General features: G+C 53.7%; 10 protein-coding genes. 4 read left to right on the plus strand and 6 right to left on the minus strand.

The genetic code is table 11. The annotated features are described in order from the left end of the window. Positions 1-72: 72 nt before the first annotated feature. A complete protein-coding gene (ppk1, locus tag V8L70_RS15525) occupies positions 73-2262 on the plus strand; it encodes a polyphosphate kinase 1 (RefSeq protein ID WP_336270059.1) in 2190 nt (729 codons plus the stop codon). 89 nt (positions 2263-2351) lie between these two features. Here the strand turns inward: ppk1 and metE are convergent, their stop codons facing one another. Then, positions 2352-4649, minus strand: a complete 2298-nt coding sequence (metE, locus tag V8L70_RS15530; protein WP_336270060.1) for a 5-methyltetrahydropteroyltriglutamate--homocysteine S-methyltransferase — start codon at positions 4647-4649, stop codon at positions 2352-2354. A gap of 99 nt (positions 4650-4748) precedes the next feature. Here metE and V8L70_RS15535 point away from each other — a divergent pair, with 99 nt between their 5' ends. Beyond that, positions 4749-5687 carry a LysR family transcriptional regulator gene (locus V8L70_RS15535; protein ID WP_336270061.1) on the plus strand — a complete coding sequence of 313 codons (939 nt, stop codon included), beginning with the start codon at positions 4749-4751 and terminating at the stop codon, positions 5685-5687. Here the strand turns inward: V8L70_RS15535 and V8L70_RS15540 are convergent. The 5 genes from V8L70_RS15540 to V8L70_RS15560 form a co-directional block, all read right to left on the minus strand. Next, complete coding sequence (locus V8L70_RS15540) at positions 5650-7245, minus strand: ATP-binding protein (protein WP_336270062.1); 1596 nt, start codon at positions 7243-7245, stop codon at positions 5650-5652. The two genes, V8L70_RS15535 and V8L70_RS15540, sit on opposite strands and share 38 nt — an antisense overlap. A 20-nt stretch (positions 7246-7265) precedes the next feature. After that, the gene (locus V8L70_RS15545) at positions 7266-8024 is read right to left on the minus strand and encodes a winged helix-turn-helix domain-containing protein (RefSeq protein WP_008957562.1); all 759 of its coding nucleotides are present in this window, start codon (positions 8022-8024) and stop codon (positions 7266-7268) included. 474 nt (positions 8025-8498) lie between these two features. Continuing rightward, positions 8499-8678, minus strand: a complete 180-nt coding sequence (locus V8L70_RS15550) for a PLDc N-terminal domain-containing protein (protein WP_008957563.1) — start codon at positions 8676-8678, stop codon at positions 8499-8501. An 87-nt stretch (positions 8679-8765) separates the two neighbouring features. Next, positions 8766-9290, minus strand: a complete 525-nt coding sequence (locus tag V8L70_RS15555) for a retropepsin-like aspartic protease family protein (RefSeq protein ID WP_035562048.1) — start codon at positions 9288-9290, stop codon at positions 8766-8768. 44 nt (positions 9291-9334) lie between these two features. Further along, positions 9335-10684 (minus strand): MFS transporter, encoded by a 1350-nt coding sequence (locus V8L70_RS15560; RefSeq protein ID WP_035562045.1) that lies wholly within the window; start codon positions 10682-10684, stop codon positions 9335-9337. A gap of 262 nt (positions 10685-10946) precedes the next feature. Between V8L70_RS15560 and V8L70_RS15565 the strand changes: the two genes are divergently transcribed. Together V8L70_RS15565 and V8L70_RS15570 are read left to right on the plus strand one after the other, a co-directional pair. Beyond that, positions 10947-11627: a substrate-binding periplasmic protein gene (locus V8L70_RS15565; RefSeq protein ID WP_336270063.1), complete on the plus strand. Its 681-nt coding sequence runs from the start codon at positions 10947-10949 to the stop codon at positions 11625-11627. Between the two features lie 42 nt (positions 11628-11669). Beyond that, positions 11670-12023: a transporter substrate-binding domain-containing protein gene (locus V8L70_RS15570; RefSeq protein ID WP_336270064.1), complete on the plus strand. Its 354-nt coding sequence runs from the start codon at positions 11670-11672 to the stop codon at positions 12021-12023. Positions 12024-12122 lie beyond the last annotated feature (99 nt).

Genomic DNA, 12122 nt, shown 5'->3' on the forward strand with positions numbered 1-12122 from the left:
CCCCGCATACTGCCTTCCTATACAAATATCAGGCTATGATACCTTCGAGCCATCAACGCGGGGAGATCCACCATGGACGAGCAAGCGACAGATTCTTTACCATTATCGTCTACTGATCAAACCAGCAGCGACGGCGATATGCCGCTACGAATTAACCGCACCCCCACCGGGGTTCAAGCGCGTGACACGTTGCCTGAAACCGACCTTGACGACACTCAGCTTTACTTCAATCGCGAGCTGTCGCATCTACAGTTCAATATCCGCGTGCTGGAACAAGCGCTAGACGATGCCCACCCGTTGCTCAACCGCTTGATGTTCTTGCTGATTTTCTCATCCAATATGGATGAATTTTTCGAAATTCGCGTAGCGGGATTAAAGCACCAGATCGCCCTTGGCGACGACACCACCGCGGCCGATGGCCGACTGCCTAAAGCCGTATTGGCCGAAATTTCTCAGATCGCCCATACCCAAATTGATCGCCAGTATCAAATACTCAACGATACCTTGTTGCCCGCCCTGGAGACTCATGGGTTGCGCTTTCGTCGTCGCGATCAGTGGACCGATCAACAAAAGGCTTGGACACGGGCGTTTTTCGATAACGAAATCATGCCGGTTATTAGCCCCATCGGTCTTGACCCGTCGCATCCCTTCCCGCGCCTGGTCAATAAAAGCCTCAATTTTATTGTTGAGCTGGAAGGCAAAGATGCCTTTGGCCGCGCCGGAGGCATGGCTATTCTCCCAGCGCCACGCTCGCTACCTCGCTTGATGGCGCTACCGAAGGAGTTATGCGAAGAGGGTTTCTCCGAGTATGTGTTCCTGTCCTCGATGATTCATGCCCATGCCGATGAGCTATTTCCCGGCATGCGCGTGCGCGGCTGTTACCAATTCCGACTAACCCGCAATGCGGATATGAGCGTTGACCCAGAGGAGGTCTCAGACCTTGCTTCCGCCCTGCGTGGCGAACTACTGGCACGCCGTTATGGCAGTGGTGTGCGGCTGGAAGTGGCGGACAGCTGCCCCGATGACTTAATTAACTTTTTGCTGCGCCAGTTTGAGTTAGAGAGCGATGACTTATATCGCGTTAAAGGGCCGGTGAATTTAACCCGCATGATGTCAGTTCTGGGTGATGTGGATCGCCCAGAACTGCTCTATCGCCCGTTTACTCCCAGCATTCCTAAAGCGCTCAAAGCGGGCAGTTTGTTTGATGCTATCGCTAAGAGTGACATTCTGCTCCATCATCCTTTCCAATCATTTACACCGATTGAAGACCTGCTGCGCGAAGCCGCCCGCGACCCGCATGTACTGGCTATAAAGCAGACGCTATACCGTACGGGCTCAGACTCTCCTATCGTTAGCGCGCTGGTAGAAGCGGCTAGCCAGGGCAAAGAAGTAACGGTCGTTATTGAACTGCGCGCACGTTTCGATGAAGCGGACAATCTCCAGTTAGCGTCACGCTTGCAGGAGGCAGGGGCCATCGTTGTTTACGGCATTATGGCGTATAAAACCCATGCCAAAATGCTGCACATTGTACGCCGCGAAAAAGGCGAGCTTTGCTACTACGCGCACCTCGGCACCGGTAATTACCACTCTAAAACCGCCAAACTGTATACCGACTACAGCCTACTGACTGCCAATAAAGCGCTGTGCGCCGATGTGCATAAAGTGTTTCAGCAGCTGTCGGGGATGGGCCGCGCACGTAAAATTGACACGCTGTTGCATGCGCCGTTCACGCTGCACGAGCGGCTAGTGGAAATGATTGACCGTGAAGCGCAGATAGCGCGCAAGGGTAAACGCGCCCATATCATCATTAAATGCAACTCGTTAACCGAGCCCAAACTTATCAAAGCGCTCTACCGTGCCTCCCAGGCGGGGGTTGAGTGCGATTTAATTATTCGCGGTATGTGCTGTTTGAAGCCAGGCGTGCCGGGGGTTTCCGAGAATATTCGTGTGCGCTCCATTATCGGCCGCCTGCTTGAACACACCCGCGTATTCCACTTTCACAATGATGGCAAGTCGGAAACTTGGTGCTCAAGCGCCGACTTTATGTCGCGCAATATGTTTCACCGTGTTGAAACCTGCTTCCCGCTGCTGGATAAGAAGCTCGCCACCCGTGTGCGCAAGGATCTTGAAACCTACATGGTGGATAACTGCCAGAGCTGGATGCTACAGACCGACGGCAGCTACCAGCTTCAGGACCCAGGTAAAAGCGATGCCATCAGCGCCCAGGAAACCCTGCTCTACGCCTATGCATCGAAAAGCTAAGCGTCGACAAGCTAGTTTTCAAGCCAAAACCCCGCTTTTAGCGGGGTTGATTCTGACCAGAAAGGCTTAATCAAAGTATTTACAACCATTTACGCATAGCGTTGGCGCAGTACTTTGGCAGCTTCGACCATATTAGCCAGCGCTGGCTCCACTTCCGCCCAGCCGCGCGTTTTCAGGCCACAATCCGGGTTTACCCATAGCCGTTCAGCCGGGATCTTCTCTAAGGCTTTTTCCATCAAATCGACCATCCAGCTCACCTCGGGAATATTTGGGGTGTGGATATCGTAAACGCCTGGGCCGATTTCGTTGGGATAAGCGAAGTCCTGGAAAGCGTCCAGCAAGTGCATATCCGAGCGCGATGTTTCGATGGTGATCACATCGGCATCCAGGGCGGCGATCGCACCGATGATGTCGTTGAACTCCGAGTAACACATATGGGTGTGAATCTGGGTGGTGTTGGCAACGCCTGCGGCACTTAGCTGAAAGCTCTCGACTGCCCAATCCAGGTATGCCTGCCACTCATGTTGGCGCAGTGGCAGCCCTTCGCGAAGCGCCGGTTCATCGATTTGAATCACATTGATCCCAGCTTTTTCCAGATCCAATACCTCATCGCGCAACGCCAAGGCAATCTGGCGGCAGGTGGTTTCCCGCGGTTGGTCATCGCGCACAAACGACCACTGCAGAATCGTCACCGGCCCCGTCAACATCCCCTTCATGGGTTTGCTAGTCAGAGTTTGCGCATACTGGCTCCAGCGAACGGTCATGGGTGCAGGGCGTGAAACGTCGCCGAAAATAACCGGCGGCTTAACACAGCGTGAACCGTAGCTCTGCACCCAGCCAAAGCGGGTAAAGGCAAACCCTTCAAGCTGTTCGCCAAAGTACTCCACCATGTCGTTACGCTCGGCTTCGCCGTGCACTGGCACATCGATATCCAGCGCTTCCTGACGCTCAACCGCGTAAGCAATTTCATCCTGCATGCGGGCTTCGTAGTCAGCTGATGACAACTCGCCGGCTTTAAACGCGCGCCGTGCAGCACGAATACTATCGGTTTGCGGGAAAGAGCCAATCGTCGTCGTCGGAAACAGCGGTAGCTTAAGCGCTCGCCGTTGCGCATCAGAACGCACGCTGTAGGGCGCCTGCCGTTGGCTATCGGCAGGGCTAATCGCGGCCAGCCGCTCACTAACCACTGCCTGGTGGATACGCGCTGACTCACGCCGGGCATCCAACGCTCGGGTTGCTTCATCCAAACGCTGCTCATCCTCAGGCGTGGTTCGGTTATCAATCAACAGCGCCAGGGTGACCACTTCCGCCAGCTTTTGCTGCGCGAAAGCCAGCCAACTCACGAGCTCCTCACCGAGTTCTGTTTCCTGCGCCAAATCTACCGGCACATGCAGCAACGAGCAACTCGGCGCCAACCAAAGCCGCTGCCCAAGGCGCACTTTTAACGGCAACAAGCGTTCGCGCAATGCCGCTAAGTCGGCACGCCAGATATTGCGTCCGTCAACAAACCCTATTGACAGCACCTGATGCGGGCCAAGACGGTCAATCACGCTCTCGACTTGTTGCGGCGCGCGCACGGCGTCGATGTGCAACCCAGCGACGGGTAAACGGGTGGCTAATGAAAGATTATCGCCCAGGCCACCGAAGTAAGTAGCTAACAGCAGCTTTAGCGGTGCTGACTGAAGACGATGATAGGCACGCTCATAGGCCTGCTGCCAGTTAAGCGGGAGATCCTGCACCAGCGCGGGCTCGTCCAGCTGCACCCACTCAATGCCTTGGGTAGCGAGCCGCGCTAATATTTCGCCATACACGTTGAGTACGCTGTCCAGCAGCGTTAGCCGATCAAAATCATCGCCTTTGGTTTTGCCCAGCCATAGCCACGTTAGCGGCCCGGTTAGCGTTACTTTCGGGGTAAACCCCGCGCGTAACGCTTCATCCACCTCGTCGAACAGGCGGTTCGAGGCCAGGGTAAAGGTTTGCCCTTCGTGCAGTTCGGGGACGAGGTAATGGTAGTTGGTATCGAAGTATTTGGTCATTTCACAGGCGGCGGCTGGGTCACCGCTGGGGGCGCGGCCGCGGGCCATGCGAAAGGTGGTGTCTAGGTCGATATCGCCACCAGCCACTTCATGCTGGGCATTAAAACGAGCAGGTACGGCACCCAGCGCAACTGAAACATTAAGCACTTGATCGTAAAAAGCAAAATCACCAACACTAACAAAATCCAGCCCAGCATCCTGCTGCGTCTGCCAATGGCGCAAGCGAAGCTCGCGACCAGTGCTTTCAAGTTCGCTACGAGTGCATTCGCCCTTCCAGTATGCCTCAGTGGCCTTTTTGAGTTCGCGCTGAGCACCGATACGGGGATAGCCGAGAATATGAGAAACTGTCATGATGAACCCTACCAACGTGAATGAATTCACACAGTCTGGGTACCACGTCTTAGTGAATCAAACTAAAGTTTCTAATAGTAAAGATGAAAAATACTCACAATGATTGAACTGCGACATCTACGCACCCTGCTGGCTCTGCGCGAAACCGGCTCTTTGGTCGATGCTGCCGATCGCGTGCATTTAACCCAATCTGCGCTTTCTCACCAGCTGAAAGACTTGGAGAGCCGCGTGAATAGCCCGCTATTCGTGCGCAAAACCCGCCCGGTGGAATTTACCCGCGCAGGCTTACGGCTGCTCGCCTTAGCCGATCAAGTATTGCCCGAGGTACGCAAAGCAGAGCGGGATTTGGCGCGCTTGGCAGGCACCGAGCAGGGGCGTTTGCATATGGCCATTGAGTGCCACAGTTGCTTTCAGTGGCTGATGCCGACGGTGGATTACTTTCGCGATCACTGGCCGGAGGTGGAAATCGATATTCCCAGTGGCCACCACTTCGACCCGCTTCCAGCGCTTGCCCGCGAGCAGTTGGATCTAGTGATCACCGCCGACCCCCAACCGCTTGATGGCATTCACTACGCCCCGCTGTTTCGCTATGAGGGATTATTAGCCGTCGCCCGCCAGCACGCTTTTGCAGGCCAGGGCTTTATAGAGCCCCAGGCACTGGCGGATGAAACCTTGATCACGTATCCCGTTGAGCAATCACGGTTGGATATTTTTACTCAGTTTTTGCAACCGGCGAATGTACGCCCTCGGGAGATCCGCACCGCCGAATTGACGATTATGATGATGCAGTTAGTAGCCAGTGGGCGCGGCGTATGTGCGCTGCCCAACTGGGCGCTCACCGAATATTTAGAACGCGACTACGTCAGCGCGGTAAAGCTGGGCGAGCATGGGGTATGGAGCACGCTATATGCGGCGATTCGTGAAGAGACTATGGAAGCGCCGTGGATGCAGGATTTTTTGCGCACCGCGCGGGAAACCTCCTTTGCGGTGCTAGCGGGGGTTAAGCCAGCGGATCGCGACGGGGAACCAGCAGCGTAAAGCGCGCACCGCACAGGGTGGGGCTGGTATCGATGGTTACGCTGCCGCCGTGCCCGGCCATGATTTTCTGCACAATCGAAAGCCCTAACCCGTAGCCACCGGAACTGCGGGCGCGGCTGTCATCCAGCCGGGCGAACGGTTTAAAGATATCTGCCCGCGCTTCGGGCGGAATACCCGGGCCGTCATCTTCGACATCGATACGCACCAAGTTGGGCTCATCCCACAGCTGGATCACCACCTGAGATTTGGCATGCCGACAGGCATTTCCGACTAAATTCTGCAGGGCGCGCTGAAGATAGCGTGGCTCCGCCAACAGCTCAATTTCAGGGCCGGCCGCCAGCGTTAACGTTAACTCTTTATGCAGCGGTGAAAGAGTATCAATCACGCGTTCCGCCATGGCACGGCACTCCACCAGTGACGTTTCAAGTTCAGCGCCATTGACCGTTTCACCGCCTAAACGTGCATAGGTGAGTATTTCATCGACTAATTCATCAAGTTCGGCAATATCCGCATCAATACCCTGCAACTGCCGGCGAATAGCGGGCTGGTCGGTCATATCTTCGACCATTTGCACGGCAAAGCGAATACGGGCGACCGGGGTACGCAGCTCGTGGGAGACCGCGCGAATCATTTCTTGCTGACCACGCAGCAGGCTCTGCACCTGATTGGCCATGCCGTTAAACGCCATACCTAATCGCCCTAAAAAGTCACCGCTTTCCACTTTTACCCGCGTTTCCAAACGGCCACTCGCGATCCTGGTCGCGGCCAGCTCTAGCCGCGCCATTCGGGCCTCAATACTGCGCATAATTAAATAGATGATCAGGCTGAGCACGATCATCAGCCCCACCAGAAGCGGCAGGTGCAAATTAGGTGGCAGTGTATCGCCGCGAGAGATAGGCCCAGCTTGCAGCCACTGGGATTCGCCTGGCAGTTGATAAAGCAGCGTGATGGAGAGCTTATCAGAGACTAACTGAGTGATGACGCCGCCACTCTCCATCTGGGCCTGCTGCTGGGGCGATAGACCGGCTGGCAAAGTAGACAATAGCTGAAGCGGCCAGCTGCCTTGGCGCAACTGGGCGATGCGGTTTTCTCGCTCATTTTCGGGCGCAGCCGCGAGCCAGTCCCCCAACAGAGAAATGCTGCCGTGCCACTGATGCTCACTCCACTCTTCAAGCCTAGCTTGCAGTAACCATGTATCGCCCGGTAAGCGTTGCTGTAATAACCACGGCCTCTCGGCGACCAGTATCTTGCCCTGCTCTAGGCGTGATCGCTCAAAATAGCCAAGATCAGCTTCGTTGATAGGCTGCAGGGTCAACTGCAACTCAAGTTGCTCGGAAAAACGCGCAAGCAAAGCGTTTCGCTGGCCTGCAGGCTGGTCGGCTAATTGTTGCGTCATCAGCGACATAGGTAACGCAGCTAGCTGCTCGCGGTAATCTTCGCGGCGCACCTGCTCGATAAACGAGCGCCCTGCTAACGCAATCACAAACACCACCAACAACGCTACGCCCAGCAACAAATAGAAGCGTAAAAACGAGCCGTTACTGAGCACCCGCCGCATGATGCCTTCCCTATGCATGATCAACTGTCTTTAACGAAGAGATAACCTTTACTGCGCACGGTTTTAATTCGGTGAGGCTGATTAGGATCATCGCCAATTTTAGGCCGGATACGCGACACACGAACATCAATAGAGCGGTCCTGGCCGTCGTACTTAATTCCCCGTAGATCACTGAATATCTCTTCACGGGTAAGCACTCGACCGGCATTACGGCCCAACAGCCACAGCAGGTCAAACTCAGCGCTGGTTAGGTCGATACGCTCCCCAGAGAGCCAAGCTTCGCGGGTCGCGTTATCGATCTCTAGATTTTCAAAGCGCAACCGCATTTCACCGTCCGGTGCAGGTCCGTCAGCGCGACGTAGCAGTGCTCGCATACGCGCCAGCAGTACCCGCGGTTGAACGGGTTTAGGCACATAGTCATCAGCGCCCATCTCAAGCCCCAAGACTTGATCCAGATCGTCGGTGCGCGCGGTCAGCATCATGATCGGGCCAGCAAAGTTAGGTCTAACGCGACGACAAATAGCCAAACCATCTTCACCTGGCAGCATTAGATCTAAAATGACTAAATCGGGCTGCAGGGTTAAAATACGGTCAACCCCTTTCGCCCCATCAGCTTCCAGCGTTACTTGAAAGCCATTCGCTTCCAAGTAATCGCGGGTAAGTTCCGCCAGGCGCTGATCATCTTCAATGATCAGGACATGATCTTGATCGGGATAGTCAGGCATGACAGGTTCTTGCGACTCAAGCGCCTGAAACTGCTGTTCCAAATGATCTACCATCCTCTTTTTGCACTCCGCTTAGGCTGTTTATTTTTTCACCCGCTCACCCAGTAATAACGCAGGTGTCCTATTGTTGGCTCTCAGGATAACTCAAAACCATCAAAACACCCGCCTCTGTCGTTACCATTGCGCTTATTGATGGATACGGAAGGCCTGACACTTGATTCTCACAGCAACGGAAGCTAATGTAGAAACGCTAACTGTCGACAATTTGACAGAGGAACCTGCCATGGGAAGTAGCAAAACGAAAAGTGTTATTAAACGTGTTTACATTCCAACCCAAGTGCGCGACCTGCCCAACGGGGAAAAGTTAAAAATACCCGGGCATTATAAAGCACCACCCGGTGAAGGAAACGACACAATTGAGTAATGCTCTCTTGAGTAGTCCTTTATTCAGTGAGTAAGCCTCAAATTAACAAAAAGGCAGGCCATCACAGGCCTGCCTTTTTCATTTGATCGCACTCAGCTAGGCTGCTATCCCTTCGGACCAAACAAGAACCACGCAATCAAACCGATCAATGGGAAGAACAGCAATACTAGAATCCAGATCAGTTTAGCAAAACCACCTGCATCGCTTTTGGCCACTTTGACGATGGCCCAAATAACGATAACAAGCCAAATTAGTCCTAACAATCCACCTACTTCAATGCCCATAGCAACTCCTTAGCGTGTTGGCACTCTGTTTCTGAAACCTAGCTGTTTAACTCTTGCTATTAACTCCACCTTCACCAGTTGAACTCACTACTCTGGAAGGCTCAGCACCATCTCACCTGCCTGTATTTCAATCGACAAGAGGTTCAAAAAACTCATGCCGAGCAGGACGGTGTCGCGATCCATGCCAGGGCTAATAGACCCCTGTACATTTTGCACTTTTAACCCGCCCAGGGAAACCTCATCCAGTTCGGTTAAGGTACCTTCTACTCGGCCATTGGCGGTATTAAACCAAGCACTGCGCCCCGGCGCCAAGCCCAGCTCATCGGCCAAAGCGGCCGATACCGCTACATAAGTGGCGCCCGTGTCGAGCAAAAAGGTGACGGGCTCACCATTAATTCGGCCGGGCGCCTCAAAATGACCAGCACGATTACGCTTTAAGGTAATCGGCTCACCCGCAGGCAAGGTATGCACGATGTTGGCGTTGGGGCGCATCATCTCCTCCAGGCCACCGTGTATCCACCACGTCCCAACGGCCATTAACAGCACCCAAAACAACAGCATCATGACGATGCCACCACGCTGTGCTATTGGCGTTGCTGTCTGCGTCACCATCGTTCACCTCGCAGAGGTAGGGGCGTAGGGGCACCCAGCTATCCCTATTGTGTGTTTTCCCAGGCAAGCGCAGCCTCCCGGCCGCGGCGCTCGTTGACCTTAGCGCAAATTAGCATCGCGATAACGAACAAGGCCACACATAATAGAATAGACGCTTGCAAGCCAATGAGCGTTTGCAACACACCCAGCATGACGATACCAAACACCCCCGCCAACTTATTGGCCAACCCCCAGAAACCGAAAAACTCAGCTGATTTTTCCAGCGGTGAAAATAGACCAACCAGTGCCCGGCTGGCAGATTGGCTAGAACCAAGGCTCAGCCCCGCCAAGCAACCCACTACCAAGAATACGTACTGGGCCTGCCACTGCACCTCAAACTGTTCGTTGATCCACTGGGTAAGCTCCGGGGTTGCCCAGATGGCAATAATCGCCAGCACCCAGAGCGCCAGCGTCATTTGGTAAGTGTGCTTGGCACCTAGCCGATCCTGTAACCAACCAAACCCCAGCGCCCCCGCCGCCGCGGTAACTTGAACAATAATAAACATGATATTGCGTACACTCTCGTCCCAGCCAATCACTTGGGCACCATAGATAAATGCAAACGCGATAATGATGTAAACACCGGCCATTGAGAACAACAGCGATATTAAAAACACGGCCAGGTCTTTGAAATAACGCAGTTCATGCAGCGTGGATGTCACCCGCTTCAAGGCAATATGACGGTACGAGACGCCACGAGGCTGAGGCGTACCACGCTCTTTTAGCCATAAAAAAGTGGGAATGGCGGTAATCAAGAAAAAGCCGGCGGCAAAGGGACCCACCCAGCGTATACGTTCAAAATTATCCGCGCTTGCCTCACCTAGCACCACCAGAGTAAAGCCTGCTGCAAATAGTCCGCCAATGTAGCCTAACGCCCAGCCAAAGCCGGAAATTTTACCCAGCGACTCTGGCGGCCCCAGTTCAGGTAAAAAGGCGGCTATAAACGACTCCCCCATGGAATAAGCGTAATTAGACAGCACAATTAATAGCAGGCCAATAATGACGTAGCCGGGTTCAACAAAGTACAGCATGGCCGTCGTGACCACGGTGGCAAGATAGCTGATGAGCAGAAAACGCTTTTTCTCAGCCCGGTAGTCCATCACCGCGCCACACAATGGGGCCGTGATCACTACCATCAGATAGCTGATAGCCAGACCAAGGCTCCATAAGAAGTTGGCAAGTCGGAAGTTATCACCCCGATCCCCGACGATGACCGTGGTAAATAGCTCGCCAAAGACCACGGTAATTATCAGTAGCGTGTAAGCCTGGTTGGCAAAATCAAACATCGCCCAGCCAAAAATCTCTCGACGCGATGCGTAGCCATTCATCGCCTTAGCAGTAGTAGCAGGCAGCATTAGTTTACTCTCACAGAGGAAGTCGTAAGCCTAGCAGGTGGAGCCAGCAATATGCCACGGCTTGCGTTGGCAGATTAGTGGTGACAGATGACCAGCGTTGCTCTAAGTTTGATTGACTGACAGGTCAAATGGGTAGACAGCAATGGGATTAGTCCCACCACCTTCACGGTTATTATATCCATGCCTTTTAAAAAGGTTGATGGCTGTGTTGTGTCTTTGCCTAGCAATGGTTTCTAGCACATATGCTGAAGCGCCCCTCACCTTGGCGTCATTAACCTTTATTACTGAAGAATACCCTCCCTACAACTATATCGCTGATAATAGCAATGTCGACAATCAGGAGTTAACAGGTCTATCAATTGAGTTATTGGAAGAGATGTTTGCCGCGACTAAAACACCATTTAGTCCTCAGGATATTCGTTATTATCCATGGGTCCGCGGCTATGAGATGGCGCTAAGTCAGCCTAACATGGTGCTATTTTCAACTACTCGCACGCCTGCACGGGAGGCCAATTTTCACTGGGTGGGGCCGATTGCTCAGGATCGAGTCGTACTGCTCGCCCATCGTGACGCACCGATCACGATTGATTCGTTAGTTCAAGCCATTGATCGCGAACTGACCGTGGCAGTGATTCGTGAAGATATTGGTGCCCAGGCACTGTTGGAAGCAGGTTACCCTGGTCGCCTGCTAGTAACCGCCATTGATAACCGCAGCGCGCTCAAAATGCTGACCCGCGGGCGGGTTGATTTATGGGCTTATAGTGAGGATGTAGCTGCCTGGATAGCTAAATCCAGAGGCTACACTAAAGATAATTTAATCCCGGTACACACGCTCAGTGAATCTTCGCTATACTTTGCCATAAACCAAGCTACAGATCAGCGCTTGGTAGCGCTGATGCAACAAGCATTAGACAGAGTGCAGGCAGAGCGGTCTCAGAGGTAAATAATGGTGGCTAATGACGTAATTTGCCAATGGCGATACCGCATGGGCGTTGCTCTTATCAGCGCTATGGGTAGCTGCAGCCTGCCGCTTCAAGCGATGCCGCTCACTATCAACACGGAAGAGTACCCGCCGTTTAACTACGCGGACGACCAAGGCCAAATCATCGGCAGCGCGACGATGCTCCTTCGCAACGCGCTACGCCAAGCGGATATTGAGGCCTATTTTCGGTTGCTGCCTTGGGCCCGCGCTTACACCGAAGCACGCTTAAGCGACAATCACTGCGTTTATTCCACGACTCGTACTCATGAGCGGGAAGCGTTATTTCAGTGGATTGGGCCGCTGGTAGTCAATGAGTGGGCTGCGTTCAGTTTAGCCTGCGTATTCCGGCGAACGTGACCGGTCATTCCGGTGATCGTGACCGATTTGCACACGGCCTTCACGCTGGAGAGAGTTTTGTACGCTGAGCGGTCACGATGGGTCAACCGATTCCGTTTT

The sequence above is a fragment of the Vreelandella arctica genome (assembly GCF_037070215.1).
GTDB lineage: Bacteria > Pseudomonadota > Gammaproteobacteria > Pseudomonadales > Halomonadaceae > Vreelandella > Vreelandella arctica.

What these genes read in the sequence shown, in the direction of transcription:
- ppk1 (WP_336270059.1), top strand. Translation starts at nt 73, where the DNA reads ATGGACGAGCAAGCGACAGATTCTTTACCATTATCGTCTACTGATCAA.
- metE (WP_336270060.1), bottom strand. Translation starts at nt 4,649, where the DNA reads ATGACAGTTTCTCATATTCTCGGCTATCCCCGTATCGGTGCTCAGCGC.
- V8L70_RS15535 (WP_336270061.1), top strand. Translation starts at nt 4,749, where the DNA reads ATGATTGAACTGCGACATCTACGCACCCTGCTGGCTCTGCGCGAAACC.
- V8L70_RS15540 (WP_336270062.1), bottom strand. Translation starts at nt 7,245, where the DNA reads ATGCGGCGGGTGCTCAGTAACGGCTCGTTTTTACGCTTCTATTTGTTG.
- V8L70_RS15545 (WP_008957562.1), bottom strand. Translation starts at nt 8,024, where the DNA reads ATGGTAGATCATTTGGAACAGCAGTTTCAGGCGCTTGAGTCGCAAGAA.
- V8L70_RS15550 (WP_008957563.1), bottom strand. Translation starts at nt 8,678, where the DNA reads ATGGGCATTGAAGTAGGTGGATTGTTAGGACTAATTTGGCTTGTTATC.
- V8L70_RS15555 (WP_035562048.1), bottom strand. Translation starts at nt 9,290, where the DNA reads ATGGTGACGCAGACAGCAACGCCAATAGCACAGCGTGGTGGCATCGTC.
- V8L70_RS15560 (WP_035562045.1), bottom strand. Translation starts at nt 10,684, where the DNA reads ATGCTGCCTGCTACTACTGCTAAGGCGATGAATGGCTACGCATCGCGT.
- V8L70_RS15570 (WP_336270064.1), top strand. Translation starts at nt 11,670, where the DNA reads ATGGGCGTTGCTCTTATCAGCGCTATGGGTAGCTGCAGCCTGCCGCTT.